Annotated in this window: 12 protein-coding genes; 11 read left to right on the top strand and 1 reads right to left on the bottom strand. The window is 44.8% G+C overall.

The window, feature by feature from the left end; translation table 11 throughout:
* Positions 1-438 precede the first annotated feature (438 nt).
* From DXB91_RS10665 to DXB91_RS10640, 6 genes are all read left to right on the top strand, one after another.
* Positions 439-6681, top strand: a complete 6243-nt coding sequence (locus DXB91_RS10665) for a DUF4430 domain-containing protein (RefSeq protein ID WP_243003559.1) — start codon at positions 439-441, stop codon at positions 6679-6681.
* Positions 6682-6725: 44 nt separating this feature from the next.
* Entirely contained in the window at positions 6726-7007 is a 282-nt protein-coding gene (locus DXB91_RS10660) for a homing endonuclease associated repeat-containing protein (RefSeq protein ID WP_055271920.1), read from the top strand.
* Between the two features lie 174 nt (positions 7008-7181).
* The gene (locus DXB91_RS10655; protein WP_070097475.1) at positions 7182-7499 is read left to right on the top strand and encodes a helix-turn-helix domain-containing protein; all 318 of its coding nucleotides are present in this window, start codon (positions 7182-7184) and stop codon (positions 7497-7499) included.
* Between the two features lie 104 nt (positions 7500-7603).
* Complete coding sequence (locus DXB91_RS10650; RefSeq protein ID WP_055280318.1) at positions 7604-9505, top strand: HD domain-containing phosphohydrolase; 1902 nt, start codon at positions 7604-7606, stop codon at positions 9503-9505.
* A 19-nt stretch (positions 9506-9524) separates the two neighbouring features.
* Complete coding sequence (locus tag DXB91_RS10645) at positions 9525-11864, top strand: ATP-binding protein (RefSeq protein ID WP_055224450.1); 2340 nt, start codon at positions 9525-9527, stop codon at positions 11862-11864.
* A gap of 138 nt (positions 11865-12002) precedes the next feature.
* Positions 12003-12503, top strand: coding sequence for a signal peptidase I (locus tag DXB91_RS10640; protein ID WP_118017936.1), 501 nt, complete (start codon positions 12003-12005; stop codon positions 12501-12503).
* A gap of 139 nt (positions 12504-12642) precedes the next feature.
* On the opposite strand, the gene DXB91_RS10635 is transcribed toward DXB91_RS10640, so the two are convergent.
* Entirely contained in the window at positions 12643-13938 is a 1296-nt protein-coding gene (locus DXB91_RS10635) for a serpin family protein (protein ID WP_118017934.1), read from the bottom strand.
* Positions 13939-14225: 287 nt separating this feature from the next.
* On the opposite strand from DXB91_RS10635, the gene DXB91_RS10630 reads away from it, so the two are divergent.
* The 5 genes from DXB91_RS10630 (at position 14226) to DXB91_RS10610 (ending at position 19462) form a co-directional block, all read left to right on the top strand.
* Positions 14226-14633 (top strand): DUF4186 domain-containing protein, encoded by a 408-nt coding sequence (locus DXB91_RS10630; RefSeq protein WP_118018061.1) that lies wholly within the window; start codon positions 14226-14228, stop codon positions 14631-14633.
* 517 nt (positions 14634-15150) lie between these two features.
* Entirely contained in the window at positions 15151-15405 is a 255-nt protein-coding gene (locus DXB91_RS10625; RefSeq protein ID WP_015534224.1) for a helix-turn-helix domain-containing protein, read from the top strand.
* Positions 15406-15636: 231 nt separating this feature from the next.
* Entirely contained in the window at positions 15637-16041 is a 405-nt protein-coding gene (locus DXB91_RS10620) for a MerR family transcriptional regulator (protein ID WP_004850681.1), read from the top strand.
* A gap of 21 nt (positions 16042-16062) precedes the next feature.
* Positions 16063-17814, top strand: a complete 1752-nt coding sequence (locus DXB91_RS10615; RefSeq protein ID WP_118017932.1) for a 1-deoxy-D-xylulose-5-phosphate synthase — start codon at positions 16063-16065, stop codon at positions 17812-17814.
* 310 nt (positions 17815-18124) lie between these two features.
* The gene (locus DXB91_RS10610) at positions 18125-19462 is read left to right on the top strand and encodes a TrkH family potassium uptake protein (protein ID WP_055224440.1); all 1338 of its coding nucleotides are present in this window, start codon (positions 18125-18127) and stop codon (positions 19460-19462) included.
* Position 19463 lies beyond the last annotated feature (1 nt).

Below are 19463 nucleotides of genomic sequence, written 5' to 3'. Positions count from 1 at the left end.
ACATATTATGCAGAAATGTGTGATATGGATAAAACACATATCTCACCTTACTAATAAAATATGACAAAAAAATACATTAAGTGGTACTTGGAGTTGACAATTCCCCGATTCACAATTACTATAAACCCTGTGATTTCATAGTGAAAATCTGCTCGGATGCCGTCCTGAAAAGCATTCGATCAGGGGGAAATTCGGTGAGATTCCGGTGCAACCGCCATTACTGTGTTAAGACTTGTGTCTTTCAGTCAGAATGCCCGCAGATTTTATGAGATTTCCGGCCGCGTGACGGCGTCTGACAGACACAGACAGCCGGGATATGCGGAGTACCCGGATGCGGATGACACGACAGTTCATCTGTTAGCTTTTGGGCGTGGGAAAAGCAGAATACATATTCCCTGCTTTATAACCTACAATTAAATAAAGAAAGGAAAATAGGAGATGAAACGAATCAGGACATTGATGCTTTCATTCTTATTGGCATGCGCAGTTTTAGTGACACCATTTGCTTCAAATGCAAGCTGGGGCTATGTTCAGGCTGCCGCCGCAGAGAGTGATGGCGAAGTTGATTACAGCACTGAGTACGTTGTGCTGTCTCTTGAGGGATTTACTCTTGGCCAGGGATTCTATATCGAGCCGGAGAGAATGTCCTACAAAGAGATCGGTGAAGTCTGGAAAGAGGAAGGCATAGACATCGACCTGTCTAAGCTTACCGTATCACAGGCAACTTACGCGTTTTTCAAGAAAGAGGGACTTGAAACAGAACCTTCAGGAACAGACAAATACAACAGTTCCAGTTATTATCTTGCCAACGTAAAGGGCATTGATAAGGGAGCTGCAAATGTTCCACAGGAGCTTAAGGATGCTTATCAGAAGAAGAATGGAAAGGTACTTGAGCTTAAGGACAAGACTGGAAAAGATCTTGGCCAGTTTGACTATTTCAGCATGTCTGGCTGGATGAACACAGTTGACAATATAATGGGAAATGTCGGCGCAGGAGAATATCAGGTAGATTCTGCAGCCGGAGTAGACAATACACACGTTATCCGTTGGCAGTTCACACTCGCAGATTATGGCGCAGATCTGGGATATGGCTACAATCCGGATAAGAATACATTTGACTCTGAGTATGCATACTATGAGACTCAGGACAAGACAGAGCTCTATGTGCTCTATGCAGAGCATGCAGATGAGATAGCTAAGGACGAGGCTCTACGTGAAGAGGTTCAGGCGGTCATGACAGATCTCACTGCAACTGCAGATGAGGTTCAGGCAGTTGAGAAGAAGATCAGGGGCGACAAGAGAAATACAGTATCTGTAACCATGAATTATTCTGCTCCTTACATGACTCTGGCTGATTCAGAGGGCAATGAGATTGAAGTTGGAGAGCCTGATGGCAGCAAGTATACCCTTGAGCTTGAGCCGGGTACATACCGTTTGTCAGCATATCAGAAGAGCGGTGACGAGAAGACAGATATGGGATCGATAGATCTCGTAGTCACAGACGATCCACAGCAGTCATACAGCATATACAGCATCACAGATATAGCATGTACAGGTTATGACACTGTAGATGGCAACAAAAAATATTGGAAGGAAGACGTTGACTATACCGTCACAGGTAAGGTTATGTCTCCTGACAATGTGGACAGACATGCAGAGTTTGTAAAGACCAGGGAGGGATCAGATGACTCCTGGGCAAAGTATGCAGGACTGTTCTACTATGCTGATATGGTGTCAGTGACATATGATCCGGTTGGAGATAGAGCAGATGACTATATCTCTAAGACTGTGTCAAACACACTTACATCCAACAGAAGCTACGGTTATTCAGTAGCTCTTGCAGCGGCAAAGACAGTAGAGTTCACAGTTCCAGAGGGAACTGAGCTCAGAGTTGGTACACTTTCAACATACTATATATATAAGGATGAGGCTGGCATCAAGATAGACAGCAAGGATGCCGGATATGACACATACAAGTATAAGCTTGGAAGTGGTATCACATATTACTACCGTGTAACTGGTGGAGAGGGAGTGACATACTGGAACTGGTTCTCCACAACCACAGATGCTGAGTACAAGGTAACAGCCGAGGATATGTACATCGGCGACAGCACATATGGCCCTGGCACAGTTGTACATGACATGTCAGCCAACAGCTCAGATGTCGCAGATATCTACATGACATCCAATGAGAAGGGCTATGTGTCAATGCAGAAGGGTGACAAGTATCACCTTGAGTGCTTCCGTAACTGGCAGGCTATAGAGGGTATCATGAATGCAAAATCAGCAGAGCCTGATTACCACTATACAGTCATTGATGAGAATGGAAACGTATCTGATGATGTCATCAGCGTAGTTCCGGGAGAGCACTCAGAGGTTGCTGAGATCCAGGCGAAATCAGAGGGTACAGCGATCCTGCTTGTAACCTATGACGCAGAGATCAACAAGCCTGGTATGGGCGGTTCATTCTTCAGTGCGATCTGGCCTGAGAACACAGGTGTAGTCGTATTCACTGTAGGAAATGACGGCTCAGACATTCAGACAAATATGACATTAAATGCAGGACGCAACACAGAGACTGCTAAGACTGCTGTAGACAATCTGGATGCACAGATCGATGTTCTGTATTATCTTGAGGGAGCAGCCGGTGCAGAGTACACATTTACACCGGAGGATGGAGTGGCAGTATCAGTTCTTCATCCACAGATCACGGGAAACAAGCTTACATACAGTGGATTTACAACAGCAGATGTCAAGAAGAATGATGATGGAAGCTACACTGTAAGCGGTCTCACAGAGGGATCAAACATAATAAAGGTGACAAAGGACGGAGTTAGCACATATCAGGTAGTACGTGCAAAGGAAGTCCCGGTATCATACACATATAAGAACGCTGATGGTGACGAGATCTCAGCAGATGAACTCAGAGCCGGTGATACCATAGAGGTTTCATATGGTAAGCGTACAGAGGATGGCAAGAAGGCATACGATGGTCTGTATATTCCGGCCAACAAGCTTGCAGGAATTTACAACATGGCCGGAACTATAAAACTGTCAGATGGTGAAGGAAATGAATTCTCAGGAGCAAGCAACCAGTATGCATTTGCATCATATCCTGCTGCCCAGACAGTTACAGTCAAGATACCTCAGTATTTTGCAGGTGACGAGTACACGCTGAGCGGAGTTTTGTATGAGGGCGGATTTGGTTCGCCATACGGTTCACACAGAGAGGTCCGCCATGCAACAGGAAAGCCTGTACAGATGGCAGCAAGCGTACGTGTGGCATACCTTGGAAGTCTCCCGGATATGTCATTTAAGCTGGCAAAGACAGACTTTGTCCAGGTAAAGCTTGATGTAGTGGATGGTGCTACAAACGAAGCAGTAGAAGGATATAAGGTAAGCATAAAGGATACTGAAGGAAATGCCGTAACAGTAAAGGACGGCAGCTTCAATGGTCTTGCAGGCAGACAGTACAATTACACTATGAAGTGTGCCGGATACATGTATGCCGAGGGAACATTTGAGATCCCGGAGGATACTTCCGGCGAGATGTCACAGACCATCAGCCTCACAGCGTCAAGTGCAACTGCTTGGGATGGCGAGAGCAAGACCGAGCCCGAACAGGTTGACGGAGTATACCAGATCAGCACAGGTGCAGAGCTGTACTGGTTTGAAAATGAGGTAAATGTCAATAAGAAGGTCGACATAAATGCAGTGCTCACAGCGGATATCAACCTTGCAGGATATAGCTGGACACCAATAGGTACATCGGGTGCCATATACATGGGTTCATTTGACGGCCAGGGACATACTATCAGCAATCTGTATCAGAATGATATAGGCTACTCAGGAATATTTGGACAGGCGGGTGCAAGGATCAGCGGCCTCACAGTAGAGGGAACTATCATCATGAGCACCAAGACTGCAGCAGGAGCGGTTGTGGGATACCTGTATCAGGGAACCACAGATGCACCGGCAAGAGTAGCAGGTTGTACATCTAAAGTAAATATCACTTACACAGGCACAAATACATCAGCTTCGATAGGTGGTCTGGTAGGATACTGTAACACGAACAAAATAAGCAACACAGTGATTGAGAACTGTGTAAATCATGGAACTATTAAGGCAGACAACGGTGGTACCGTCGGCGGAATCATAGGATCTATGAGCAGCCGAAATATCTGCGTACAGAATTCGACAAACTATGGTGACATCACAGCCAAGACAAATGTTGGTGGAATACTCGGAAGCCACAATGAATACTATCCACAGGATCCTGGATGCAAGATCATTTCATGCTACAATGCAGGAACGATCACAGGCCAGACAAATGCAGGCGGTATTGCAGGTGTTTTCAAGGGTAATACGTCAAATGACGCAGGCGTGGAGATCACAGACTGCTACAGCGCAGGAACTGTAAATGGCAGCGACACAGCCACAACAGGCGTATTTGCAGGCTATTCAGAGGATCTGACAATATCAGGATCTGCATATTCATGCACAGCCGCAGCAGATGAGAGCATCACAGAGGATCAGGCTTCATATGTATCGGCTGCTAATATAGAGGCAGTCAAGAAGCTCACAGTTGACACAGTTACCAAGATCAATGACGGAGAGGCCATCTTGAACGTGGCACCTGCAGCAGAGATCATGGCAAATGTTCCTCTGACAGCAGAAGATGGAGAATTTGTAGAGACATACAAGAAGGTAAGAACTGTAATTGACGGAGTTACTATCTTCAACATAGGTGTATATGACTACACAGCAAGTGCAGCCGGAATAAATGGTGCATCAAAGGATGGAGTTATCCTTGAGAACACAAAGGTTGAGGCAGCTTCAGCGGTTGACGCTGTAAAGCGTGCACTGGATAATGCCGGAATAGCCTACGATATTCAAGAGTCAGCTTATGGCCCATATATCGTATCTGTAAACGGACTTGCATCAGTTGCTGACTACTCAATGTCAGGATGGATGCTGTCATATAACGGAGACGACTTTGACAACGGTGGGCTTGGTTCACTGGATGCAAAGGATAACGACACTATCGAGCTTCACTATGAGCTCACAGGAGCAGATGTAGCAGCATCATTCTCAGGACTTCCTACATTTGAGTCCATGACAATAGATGGAACAGAGATAACATTTACCACAGAGACAGAAACCGATGAGAATTGGAATTCTATCTACACATACAAGGCAAATGGAGAGGTTCTGAATGGAACAGGAACAAAGGCTGATCCATTTGAGGTCGGTGTTGTATTGCCGGAGAGCGCAGATCTTGTAAAGCTTGACATGACATACAAGACAACTGCGGATGGCCATTATGTTGTGGTTGACGGACTTTCAGCCAAGATCAACCTGACAAATGATGTTGTGTGCAGGATCACATCAAGAGGTGGAAGAACTGCATGGTACAAGATCATGGCAGTGACAGCACTCACTGAGGACAATACAAAGCTTGAGATAGCAGATGCAGAGTACACTGGAGAGGAGCTCACACCGGAAGTTACCGTATATGTAAATGACAAGAAGCTTGATCCAAGCAGCTATGAGGTTACATACAGTGATAACGTAAATGCCGGAAAGGGTACTTGTACAGTAAAGGGAACTGGTAAGTTCTCTGGTACAATTCAGGGCGAGTTCGAGATAAAGAAGTCTACAAAGACGATAACTACAGAAAAGACTGAGATCGAGGTTCTTGAAAATGCAGAGCCATTTGATCTCGAGGTTACAGGACAGGGTACACTTACATTTGCATCATCTGCACCAGAGGTGGCAGAGGTAGATCCTGAGACAGGACGTGTGACAGTCAAGGCTGTCGGTGAGACTGAGATCACAGTTTCATCTGAGGGAACAGAGAACTACGAGGCTGGACAGATCGTTATCAAGATAACAGTCAAGGAGGTTCCTGTAGAGCCAGAGGAGCCGGATACAAAGGTTACACTCACAAAGGACAACACAGTTATAGAAGTTGCAGATGTGACATATACAGGCAAGGCACAGAAGCCTGAGGTTACAGTAACAGTTGACGGTAAGAAACTTGAGGCGGCTGATTATACAGCATCGTATGCAAATAACGTGAACGCCGGAACAGCCAAGGTAACTATAACAGGTAAGAACGATTATACAGGCAGTGTTGAGCAGACCTTCAAGATCAATAAGGCAGACCAGACAGTGACAGGCAACACATTATATGTATACAACAGATATATAACTGTTAAGGCTGCTGGTAAGGGAACTGTAACTTACTCATCAACAAACAAGAATATTGCGATAGTAAACAGCAAGTCAGGTCTTGTGAGAACCAAGAAGCCGGGCAGAGTACAGATAAAGATCACTGTCTCAGGCAACAGCAATTACAACAAGGCAAGCGGAATCGTAACTCTGATAGTTACCCCTGCAAAGTCATCAATAACAAAGCTTGCATCAAACAGCAGCAGAAGTCTTAAGGTGACCTACAAGAAGGTAAGCGGTGCTACCGGATATCAGATAACATATGCTACAAACAAGAGCTTTAAGTCTGCAAAGACAAAGTATGTGAGCGCAAAGTATGGCAGTGCAACTATCAAGAATCTAGCAAAGAACAAGAGATACTATGTGAGAGTAAGAGCTTACAAAACAATAAATGGCAAGAGATACATGGGACTTGGCAGCTCAGTGAAGTCTGTCAAAGTAAAATAATTCTCAGGCCATAGAAACGCAGAGATGATCCGGAGGAAAGAGGTATGGAGAACAAGAGAGCTGGCTATACACGTGAAGAATGTTGTCAGATGCTTCTGGACGCATATATTTCACTTGGAAGATATCCGAAAAAGTCAGACTTTACACCGGAGCAGGTTGGCTGGATAAAATCCTACCTTGGGCCATGGCCGAGAGCCCTTGAGGCCTGTGGCATTCTTCCTGACCGGTCTGCGGAGCGGGCTGAGGCAAAGAAGCATAAGCGCATAGCTTCCAAGAGGAAGATGACCCAGTACAAGCTTGCGAAGCAGAACGGGAAAACTGAATAAAAAATTTTAAACCACAGGTTTACTTTTAACCTGTGGTTTATTTGTGTTATAGTATCTGTAGATTCCTTCTGACATATTTTATTATTAGTGTTCGGGATATTGACCCAGTTATAAGACTATTGGAGATATTGGTAGTCAGATAGTTTATAGCATTTACAATGGGAGGTATCATTTATGACACAGAACAATTTTCCAATGATCGACCTTTGTGCAACAGGCAAGAGGATCAAAGAAGTGAGAGAGCAGAAAGGAATCACCGTAAAAGCATTGCAGGCATTTCTCGGGTTCAATGAACCTGTATCGATCTACAAGTGGCAGAGGGGCGAATGCCTTCCTACATTTGACAACATGTATGCAATGGCCTGCCTATTCGGGGTAGGGATTGACGACCTTCTGGTGGGAAACCGCCAGGAGGTTGTTTTTGTTTGCGCGCCATGGGCGCGCTCTAACGGGTGTCATTTATCTCTGGGGACGGACCTCCGTCCCCATTAAATATTTGATTAATGGTGGTAGTGTGTTACAATTATATTTATATGTAAGTATAAACTTGAGCTGATCTGGGACCGGAATAATGTACGTGAGATGGGGGATTCGGTATGAAGAATGCAAGCAAGAGGCAGTATATACTGACGCTGATAGTGAGTTTTGTGGCAATTGTGGTACTGTCGTTGTGTACGATCATGACATTTTATAAGAAGTCAGTGAATGATACTCTGGCTTTGGCGGCAGAGACTGTTAAGCAGGAGCAGGAATATATGAATTCGTATCTGAATCGAGCCGTGGATGCGGTGGAAGTTACGAAGATCACTGTGGAGCATATGATGAGAGAAGGCAGGCCGGAGCAGGATATACTGAACTTTCTCACGAATGAATCAGATTATTATCTCCAGGATATAGATGCTGCATTCACAGGCGTATATGGCTTTATAAACGGCGAATACCTGGATGGTATAGGCTGGGTTCCCGACGATGATTATGTTCCTCAGGAGCGGGCATGGTACAAGGCAGCAGTGGCGGCAGACGGCCAGCCAACCCTGGGCCAGCCGTACATCGATGCGCAGACAGGTGATATTCTGATGTCAGTCAGCCAGTTACTCTATGATGGTGTGAGCGTAATATCTCTGGATGTAACTCTGGATCAAATACAGGCTGAGACGGAAAATATCAAATTAAATGGTCAGGGATATGCATTCGTCTGCGACAAGTCAGGCTTGGTGATAACCCATTCAGACAAGAAAGATGTAGGACAGGACTATACTCAGGGTGAAATGTCTGCACTCATGAAGGGCATAACGGACAATGACGGCGAACCATTTCAAGCGGTTGTTGATGACAAGAAGGTGACGGTTTTCAGCTGTTCCATAGTTGATGAGTGGTATGTGGTCATGGTCATCACAAATGAGAAGCTGTACCACGGAATAAGAAACCTGATAGGCTACGATATAGGCGTTGGAATAGTTTTATATATAATTATAGTGTTCTTCTGTACCAGATCCAAGAATAGTACGGATGCAATCATGAGCCAGCTCGATGAGACAAATAACGAACTCACAGACCTGAATAATATGGTCATGCAGGCATTTGCCAAGACGATAGATGCAAAGGACAAATACACAAAAGGCCACTCCGTGCGTGTTGCCAGATACAGCCGTGAGCTGGTGAAGCGGATGGGCGGAACAATCAGGGAGCAGGACGAGATATATCAGATAGCACTGCTTCATGATATGGGCAAGATACGTATTCCGGACAACATAATCAACAAGCCGGGAAGACTTACGGATGAAGAATTCTCCATGATAAAGCTTCATTGTGTAAATGGATACCATATTCTCAAGAATATAAATGCATTTCCGGAACTGGCGGTGGGCGCAAAGTATCACCACGAGAGGTACGATGGAACAGGATATCCAAGTGGGCTGAAGGGAGAAAATATACCGAGGTGTGCAAGGATCATAGCGGTGGCGGACAGCTATGATGCCATGACATCCAACCGAAGCTACAGATACGCCCTGCCACAGAAGATAGTGCGCGATGAGATGGAGAAGGGCAAGGGCAGTCAGTTTGATCCGGACATTGCAGAAGTCATGCTCAGTATGATTGATGAGGATGAAGACTACAACATGAGACAGGTCGAGAAGATGGTCAGCAATATCCTTGTTGTAGATGACGAGAAGATAAATATCAGACTTATAGAGAATATCTGCAAAAACGAGCCTCTCTACAAGGTCATTGCGGCTGAGAGCGGAAAGCAGGCCATAGACATAGTGGGAAATCAGCAGATAGACCTAGTATTGCTCGATATCGAGATGCCAGACATGGATGGATTCCAGACGCTGGAAGAGATACGAAAGATCACAGACGTACCGGTCATATTCGTAACAGCTTATAAGGATTATAAGCTGATAGAGAGAGCGAGACAGATGGGGGTTGAGGATTATATTACGAAGCCGTTCCTTCCAATAGTTTTCCTTGAGACCTTGTACGGAGTTATCGGTTAAATACAGATGGGGGGACACTTTGGGGAAGATAGTAAATGAGAAATCAGATAAAAAAAGTTCAAAGGCTGTACCTTGGAAGAAGATGCTCAACAATGATACGGATATGCAGCTTCTCCTCTTTAATATAATTACAGGTGGAGGCACCGTTGGCGGAATCATCAGCTTTATAGCGAGCCTGATCATCAAAACTCCACTTATACAAGATGTTGCCATATTGACCGCGTTGGCTGTGCTCGGCATATGCATTTACCTTGCAAATGCAAAAAAGATGGTGAGACAGAGTGCTATAGTGATCGTTTTTGTTATAACTTTGATGGCATTTCCGATGATGTTCTTCACCTCGGGCGGAGCGTACAGCGGTATGGGTTTCTGGTTTGGCTTAGGCATGATATTCTCATTCCTTCTGATAGATGGCATGTTTTGCTATGTCATGCTGGCTGTCCAGATCATAATGGTGGTTGCATGTTACATAGTCTCGTATAAATACCCAGAACTGGTGATCCCATTGGCAAATGAGAGAAGTGTGTATGTAGACATGCTCCAGAGCCTTATAATATTCGGCATAGTTATCGGATCCATAGTGAGATTCCAGAATGCCGTATACAAGTGTAAACTAGAGGAGATAGAGCAGATAAATGAGGAGCTTACCAGGGCGAAGAATGATGCTGATGTGGCGAACCATGCCAAATCCGAGTTCCTTGCGCATATGTCCCATGAGATCAGGACTCCGCTAAATACCATAGTGGGGATGAATGAGATAATAATGAGAGAGACACACGAGGAACAAACCATGAAATGTGCCAGGGATATACAGAGCTCAAGTGATATCCTGGTAGATCTGGTGAGGGATGTGCTGGATTTCTCCAAGATAGAATCGGGCAGGATGGAGATAGTCAATGAGGAATATCATTTCAGCCAGCTGCTCAGCAATGTGTTGTCTGTTATGGAGTCCAGAGCAAGACAGAAGAATCTGGAGCTTGATGCCGAGGTTCAGGAGATTTTGTACAATGATCTGAAAGGCGATTCCGCCAGAATATGCCGGATCCTGATAAATCTTATTGGAAATGCTGTGAAGTATACGAAGAAAGGTTCGATCAGAGTGACCGTCCATATGGAGGATCATGGTGCAGATCCCCATAATGTGGAACTGGTCATGGCTGTTCGTGATACTGGAATCGGAATAAAAGAGGAAGATCAGGAGAGACTTTTTAAAGATTTTGAGCGGCTTGATCTGTCGAATAACCGATCTATAGAGGGGACAGGACTTGGACTGGCCATCACATATCACCTTGTGGAAATGATGGGTGGAAGTATAACCTGCCACAGTAAGTATGGACATGGGACTACATTTGTGGTAAAAATCAGCCAGGAACGTCTGTCCGATGAGAGAATAGGCGATTTTAAGGACAGGCACAGACAGTATATGAAGGAGAGAAAGACGTATAAGAGCAAATTGTGTGCCCCGGATGTCAGTGTTCTTGTTGTGGATGACAATGTCATGAATCTGAAAGTTATCAAGATGATGCTTAAGCCTACACGTATGAAGGTTTCGACCTGTGCCAGCGGTGCCGAGTGTCTGGAGCTTATAAAAAAGTACAGGTATGATATCATCCTTATGGATCACATGATGCCTGAGATGGATGGCATGGAGACATTTCACCGTGCTATGCTCATGCGCGACAGCCTGTGTGGCAGGAGTACATATATAGTCATGACTGCAAATGCTGTCATGGGTGCAAGAGAGATGTATCTGGCGGAAGGATTTAAGGATTATATCAGCAAGCCGGTGCAGCCGGAGGTGCTGGAAGATATCCTGATGAGATATATACCTGAGGATAAGCTGGTGGATCCGACGGTATGTGATGAAGATCGGGAAAGCCCAACAATGGGTGCCGGAACCGTAGACGAAAAAACAGATGTTATGGGAAAACAGAATAAAGCTACGGAAGAGACTTGCGCGGTAGAAAAATGTGAAAATATGACTCGAGATGGGTTTTCAAAACAGGATTTAGACATATCTTGTAAAGAAGTTCACATTGACCACGAGAAAGGTCTTACATACTGCGGGGGCAGTGAAGACTTTTTGAAAGAAATCATATCAATGTATGCAGCTGACGACAAGCGCGCAGAGATACAGAAGGCTTATGATGAAAAAGATTGGGACGGCTACAGGATATTGATACATACGGTAAAAAGTACATCCAGAACGATCGGAGCCATGGAGCTGGGCGATGAGGCGCAGGAGCTGGAGAATGCGGTTAAAGAACTTGATGTGGATATGATCTGCAAGATGCATGAGAGTGTGATGGCTTCTTACTCGGCTGTACTTGACTGGTGCCGTGTGACAACCGCTCAGTAGGTCCGATATTTTCACAAGACGATAGAATGTAGAACATAGTGCACATATGCAATATTGCAATATGCACAAAAACAGATTACTAATACATGAATACTTGACATTTTCCCATATAATAATACGTCATTATGATATACAATATTGTATTATTTGAAAAATGGGGGAGACCAGGCAATTGTTAAGCAGACAGCCCCGGCATCCATACATGAGAATGATGTCATATCATTTTATTCATCGGATCCGGCTCTTTCTGGTGCGGTAAATACACATAGAGTTGTCTCGATAGAGACGGATGGTAATAATTATAGGTATATTACAAAGGGCGACGCCAATAATGTGGTGGACCGTTATGATGTGGACTCAAGAGACCTGCTTGGCAGGGTGGTGTGGTCGTCACTCATACTTGGCAAGATAGTGAGGCTTGTGTCTAACCCACTTATATTTGTACCCATAATTCTTGTTCCGCTTGCCATTATACTCATAGCCAACCTAGTAAAGACTGTATCCTATGCAAGAAAGATAGCAAAGGATGAGGAGGAAGCAGCCGTAAAAGAGGCTATTCAGTATATAAGAGAGAAGAATCTCAGAGAAACAGGTGACACGACAGAATCCAATGAGAATTCAGAGAGAAAGTCGGAATAGTGGGCCTATAGAAAAAAGCACACAAGATTTTGAGATCTTGTGTGCTTTTTTGATATTCGCAAAGAAAAGTGAAAATGTTCCATTCCTTTGCGAGTAAAAGCTGCTGAAGCAAGTTCTGGTATGTGTCGATAATCAAAAATTACAGCGAATTCACCCTGCCCATGAACAGGATCATGCCAGTGCTCTGATCTTCAATCACATACACAAATGGCTTGTCCACAATAAAGTTATATGTTTCCTCACTTGGCATCATTGCTGTTTCCTTGATCATGATGTCTGTCTCTGCTGCGGCCTTGGTTCCGTTCTCGTCCACGATCACCTTTGCTTTGTGGTTGACTGATGAAACGGCTATGCCATCGGCGATCTTGGAGAAGTCAGCACTCTCCAAATATGCCGACTGGATTCCCATGTTTTTCAGAATGTCGTCAAGACCGTCGATACTCTGCTCATCTGTGAATTTTGGGAGCTGGAGGGTATTGATCTCTACGTTGCTGGCATCATCCAGAGAGTCGATGAGTTTCTGTTTTTCTTCGTTGCTTAGTTTGTCAAAGAGTTCATTTATGTCTCCGTCATCGGCGGTTGGCATGAACACCTTCATGACAACATTGTCGCCGTCGTATGGAAGTGTGATTCCCTTGATCTCGCCGTTGTCCATGTATGCGAAGTGCTCACCGTAGAGATGCATCATATCAACAACGCTTTCCTTATCGGTTCCGTAGAAACTGCTCTGAAAAGTTTTATCCTCGGTAAAAGGAGTATCCCATTTTCCTTCGAAATAAACTGCGTTTATGAGCATCATCACGGTTCCACCAGGAATCTCCTTTAAGATTTCAGGGATCATCTTGTTGGTGTTGTCACTCACCCAGTTGTTGACATTTTGAACAACCTTGTCTGCCTGACCATCGAAGTCGGCCTCGTAGATTTCACCGGAGTAATAATCCTTGGCAGGTGTAAGAAAGTCGGAATTTATATTGGCCGCCCAAGTCGTTCCCTTGTTCATCCATACTGAATTTGCTGTGTTGACAAATGTATTCTGAGACCAGTCTTTTGACAGATATGCCTTCATCTCATCGTTCCACTCATCAAGGTCTGTTATGCCGAGAGCGTTTTCTAGCTCATTTTTTGTTGTACCGCCGGCACCTACATCCAGCATGGACAGTGCACTTGCAATGCTGTAAGGCGAGTAAAATATGTTCTTGTCAGCTGGAAGTGCAGAATACATATTCATAGAGAATTCATTGATTCCGTTCTTTAGCTGGTCAAATGATGTTATATCCGTTTTGACCGGAGTCACAGAGATGTTGTCAGTGAGTGAAGTGACCGACGAATCAGTTTTTGTGTGACCAGGATTATTTCCCGGTGTATTTGTGCCGCAGCCGGCAAGACCTGCGCATATACAGGCGCTGAGTAGTAATGCTGTCATTCGTTTTTTCATAGTTGAAACCTCCTTATTGTAAAGCCCATCGTATCGTCCCGATGATTTATTGTAACTGGTATATCGTCAACTCTCAATATATATACGAGTAGCAAGAGTTTTTTTATGGACTTTTTTCAACAAATTTTTATATGAGAGGTTTTTATATTAGATTCGTGAGACAGTGAACAATGAACTTGGAAAATGTACGGATTAGATATATATTAGACACAGAGGCTTAATCAGCTTTTATAATCAGTTTTCATACGGAGGAAATACGATGACACTTATAAATGGAGATGATAGGGTTGACAAAGGAAGAATGGTACGCCCAGCTTTTTGAGCGTCTGGGAAGGTCGAAATTTCGCAGTGGATTTCATTTGACACAGAAAGATATCGACTATATACATGAAAAGGGGCTGGATACCATAAGACAGCATGCACGGGATTTCATAGCGCAGAGGGAAGCTCCGGCATTCATACCAAATGACGGAAAGCAGACTCCCATGCGGGGACATCCGGTATTTGTGGCACAGCATGCGACGGCTACATGCTGCCGGGAATGCATACGTAAGTGGCATACATTTGCCCCGGGAGTGGAGCTTGGTCCAAGACAGCAGGAGTATCTGGTGGATGTTATCATGACCTGGATAGAGAGGGAGCTTGAAGCAGCCGGGGATAAAATAATTTTATACCAGCGGTGTAATGACAAATAATTATATTTGTGGTAGAGTACAGTTTAGGTGGTCAAATAAAAGAAGAAAATCAGGACACACCAATAAAAAATGACTTAGGAAAAGGAACCCGGAAGGGTAGTCAGGAAAGGAAAGAATCATGTTAAGTATAGTTTTCGCTAAATACATAACCCGAGAGTTTAATAGTGATGTGGCAGGGAATACTTTACATACAGATGATAAGCTGCGTGAACATATGTACTCATATGGTACAGGGCGAGAGCGTACGGAACATGATCATACAAATATGCTGACCTGAATGATCTGAGCAAATACATAACAGATCAGATAGGTTTCGATAGACTGAGATCAGCCAGATCTATCAGCATTTATAGATTGGAATCATGATGTACGAAAAAGCGTCCATCCATGTGAGTATTATAGAAGTATTCATGTGGATGGGCGTTTTTTGCGTGTTTTTTAACTCGTCTTTGTGAAGAAGAAATCTGTCACAATTGTAGCAATGCAGATGAGATGAGAATTTTGGGAGGGAAGTATTATGTGTAATGTACCAACAATTGACATGACAGGAACAGGCAGAAATATTGTGAAGCTTAGACAGAATGCAGGTTTTTCTGTAAAGGATCTGCAGGATATATTTGGATTTGCCACTCCAAATGCGATATACAAGTGGCAGAAGGGTATGGCTATGCCAACCGTAGATAACCTGATCATTCTGGCCGCCATCTTTGGTGTAACAGTGGATGATATCATTGCAGTAAACATCTGCTCGACAGTTGGAATCAGTGCGTAGCATAAAAATTTACATATTCATGTATATAAAGGCGGACAGCGGTAACTACGTTGCCCGCCTCTTTTATATCCTGTATGGGGTCAGGCACCTCCGTCCCCATAAGGGGTGAAAATTGGGGGTTGACTTGGAGTGAGCTCCAAGTGATATATTCAATGTAACATATAGGTATTGTGTGAGTGCATATAGCTATAAATAGAAAGGTTTTCTTGAAATTAGGAAAGAGGTGGCAATATGACTATCAAAGAGGTAAGTGAAAAGTTTGATATCACCGCTGATACGCTCAGGTATTACGAGAGGGTCGGGCTTATCCCTCCTGTAGCGAGAAATGCCAGTGGCAACAGAGATTATCAGGAAAAGGATGTCGATTGGGTTGAACACACTGTATGCATGAGAAATGCTGGTGTTCCGATAGAGGCGCTTATTGAATATGTAAAACTGTTCCAGATGGGAGATGCTACATTTGGCGCGAGGCTGGATCTCCTTAAGGAGCAGTATGAGAAACTTGAGGAGCAGAGAAAACAGATTGAAGCCACCATGGATAGATTACATTACAAGATATCCAAATATGAGGAGGCCGTGAAGACCGGCAAGCTTGTATGGGACGGGAAAATTACCGATGGCGAATGCACTATGTAAAAACAGGAGGATAAAGAAAAAATGTATATTGAAGATATCAACGGACCACAGGATGTAAAGAAACTGACAGTAGACGAGATGGGAACACTTGCAGACGAGATGAGACATGCACTTCTCATCAGAGCCAGCAAGCACGGCGGACATTTTGGACCGAACTTTGGTATGGTTGAGGCAACCATAGCACTTCACTATGTATTTGAGTCACCTAAGGATAAGATTGTGTATGACGTGTCACACCAGAGCTATCCGCACAAGATGCTTACTGGAAGAAAGGATGCATACCTCTATGAGGAGCACTATGATGATGTGACTGGTTACAGCAACCCGCATGAGAGCGAGCACGATTTCTTCACGGTTGGACATACCTCAACATCCATCAGTCTGGCTGCAGGTCTTGCAAAGGCAAGGGACCTTCAGGGCGCAGAGGGAAATGTGATAGCGGTGATAGGTGATGGCTCCCTGTCAGGAGGAGAGGCCCTTGAAGGCTTGGACTACGCTAAAGAACTGGATGGCAACCTCATCATAGTTGTAAATGACAACGATATGTCCATAGCTGAGAACCACGGAGGACTCTATACAAATCTCAAATTACTCAGAGATACTAAGGGAACAGCAGAGTGCAATCTGTTCCGCGCCATGGGACTTGATTATTATTACGTGCACGAAGGCAATGATGTGGCAGCCCTCATAGACACATTCCAGAAGGTAAAAGATTCAAAGAAGCCTGTTGTGGTCCACATCAGAACCCTCAAGGGAAAGGGTTATGCACCAGCCGAGGAGCACAAGGAGCAGTGGCACTACAGCGGACCGTTTGACATAGAGACAGGAAGATCGTTATTTGAAGGTGACGAGGAGGACTACTCAAGCGTGTCCTGTGATTACCTGCTTGACAAGATGAAGAAGGATCCAAAGGTCGTTGCCATCACAGCGGGAACACCGACAGTTATAGGATTTACAGAGGATAAGAGACGTGAGGCCGGAAAGCAGTTTGTCGACGTGGGAATCGCAGAGGAGACAGCGGTGGCTCTTGCATCAGGAATTGCAGCAGGCGGCGGAAAGCCAGTGTTCGGTGTGTACAGCTCATTTGTGCAGAGAACATTTGACCAGATATCTCAGGATCTCTGTATCAACAACAATGCAGCCACTATAGTGACATTTGCAGGGTCTGTATATGGAATGAATGATGTGACACATCTGGGCTTTCAGGATATCCCGATGCTTTCAAATATCCCGAATCTTGTATATCTTGCTCCGACAACAAAGGAAGAGTATATTGCCATGCTTGATTGGAGCATAGAGCAGAATGAGCATCCGGTGGCCATCAAGCTTCCAGGCGGTGCAATGGTAAGTGGAAGCCCTGTGACGAAGAACTTTGGAGATCTGAATAAGTATGAGGTGACACAGAAGGGAAGCAAGGTTGCCCTACTCGGCCTTGGAACCTTCTACAGTCTGGCAAATGCTGCAGCAGACGAGATGAAGAGTGAGCTTGGAATAGATGCCACTGTCATCAATCCTTACTATATCACAGGGCTTGACGAGGAGCTTCTCGAAAGCCTCAAGGCAGATCACTCGGTTGTCGTCACCATCGAGGATGGTATACTGGACGGCGGATTCGGCGAGAAGATTGCAAGATTCTATGGTGATTCGGATATGAAGGTACTGAATTATGGTCTTAAGAAGGAATTCCTTGACAGGTACGATGTCGAAGAGGTTCTTAAGGATAATCGTCTTGATGCGGAGATGATCGCAGAGGACGTTAAGGGATTGTTGTAAAGTATATGATTATCTATGATAGATATGTTTATATGAATAATTTAGTAGTAGAAATATAGAACAGACATAAAATGCCCCATATAATTCTGAAATTATTTATTCCCAGAAATTATATGGGGATATTTTATTCAAATGTCTGATCATGATATGATGCCGAGTTCTGTCAGAATTGATATGGCTCCTTCGGCGGTGTCTTTGTCAAAGCCGAGAGCCTTAATGCAATCTTAATACAGCACACCGGATCATTACACCGTTTTTTTATATTTCATGATATACTCTTTGTAAACAAACAAAAATAGGAGAAGTATATATGTCTGAAATTACACATAGAAAAAAGCGACTGTCATCCTTTAAGCTGATCGTTTTGGGCTTTGCCGGGGTTATTCTGCTCGGAGCACTGATATTGATGCTGCCGTTTTCATCGACTGCCGGAGTTGTTACGCCGTTTCACGAGGCGCTGTTCACATCGACCTCGGCCGTTTGCGTTACGGGGCTGGTCGTGCAGGATACGGGCAGTTATTGGTCCGCTTTCGGGCAGACGGTAATACTGCTGATGATCCAGATAGGCGGGCTCGGTGTTGTGACAGTTGCGGCATTTTTCGCCATGCTGTCCGGCAGAAAAATATCGCTGATGCAGCGCAGTACCATGCAGGACGCCATCTCTGCCCCGAAGGTCGGCGGGATCGTCCGCCTGACCCGCTTTATTGTACGGGGAACTTTTTTGATCGAGCTTATCGGAATGATCGTCATGCTGCCGACATTTTGTGGAAACTTCGGTATCAAGGGAATTTGGATGGCGGCATTTCATTCGATTTCCGCCTTTTGCAACGCCGGCTTTGACATACTCGGCACCGCAGAAAACAAATACCCGTCTCTTACGGGATACATCGGAGAGCCTACAATAAACATTGCAATTATGCTTTTAATTATTGTGGGCGGTATTGGATTTTTGACCTGGGATGATATTTACACAAACAAGTGGCATTTCAAAAAATACCGTATGCAAAGTAAGGTCATATTGGTAACAACGGCAATCCTCATTATCGCTCCCGCAGTATTCTTTTTCTTCTGTGATTTTACGGGGCTGCCGCTCGCCGAAAGGATTCTTGCGTCGCTTTTTCAGTCTGTCACACCGAGAACCGCCGGTTTCAATACCGCCGATCTTCCCGCTATGACCGGTTCCTCCAAGGCAATTATGATTCTGCTGATGCTCGTCGGCGGATCGCCCGGCTCCACGGCAGGCGGTATGAAAACGACCACGCTTGCCGTTCTGATTCTGAGTGCATTCTCCGTCTGTTGCAAAAAGGACGATGTCGAAGTCTGCGGCAGGCGCATTGACGGTTCGGCAGTGAAAAACGCCGCAGCCGTTGCCGTAATGTATTTCCTGCTGTTTTTTGTCGGCGGCATTGTTATCAGCACGGCAGAAGGTCTGCCGCTTAGCACCTGCCTTTACGAAACGGCGTCCGCTGTCGGAACGGTCGGGCTTACCCTTGGGATCACACCGCAGCTCGGTGTTCTTTCTCAGCTTATTTTGATCGTCTTGATGTATCTCGGCAGAGTCGGCGGACTTACCCTGATTTACGCGGCGATCTCCAATAAAAATCAGAGCGGTGCAAAGCTGCCGCTCGAAAATATCACAGTAGGATAAA

Origin of the sequence: Coprococcus sp. OM06-34AC (assembly GCF_003462545.1) — a bacterium.
Classification (GTDB): domain Bacteria; phylum Bacillota; class Clostridia; order Lachnospirales; family Lachnospiraceae; genus Coprococcus; species Coprococcus aceti.
Note: the sequence above shows the minus strand (reverse complement) of the source record. Positions and strands in the feature narration are given on the sequence as shown.

Coding starts and splice junctions, on each gene's coding strand:
- DXB91_RS10665 (WP_243003559.1), top strand. CDS start 439: ATGAAACGAATCAGGACATTGATGCTTTCATTCTTATTGGCATGCGCA.
- DXB91_RS10650 (WP_055280318.1), top strand. CDS start 7,604: ATGAAGAATGCAAGCAAGAGGCAGTATATACTGACGCTGATAGTGAGT.
- DXB91_RS10655 (WP_070097475.1), top strand. CDS start 7,182: ATGACACAGAACAATTTTCCAATGATCGACCTTTGTGCAACAGGCAAG.
- DXB91_RS10615 (WP_118017932.1), top strand. CDS start 16,063: ATGTATATTGAAGATATCAACGGACCACAGGATGTAAAGAAACTGACA.
- DXB91_RS10635 (WP_118017934.1), bottom strand. CDS start 13,938: ATGAAAAAACGAATGACAGCATTACTACTCAGCGCCTGTATATGCGCA.
- DXB91_RS10610 (WP_055224440.1), top strand. CDS start 18,125: ATGTCTGAAATTACACATAGAAAAAAGCGACTGTCATCCTTTAAGCTG.
- DXB91_RS10660 (WP_055271920.1), top strand. CDS start 6,726: ATGGAGAACAAGAGAGCTGGCTATACACGTGAAGAATGTTGTCAGATG.
- DXB91_RS10620 (WP_004850681.1), top strand. CDS start 15,637: ATGACTATCAAAGAGGTAAGTGAAAAGTTTGATATCACCGCTGATACG.
- DXB91_RS10625 (WP_015534224.1), top strand. CDS start 15,151: ATGTGTAATGTACCAACAATTGACATGACAGGAACAGGCAGAAATATT.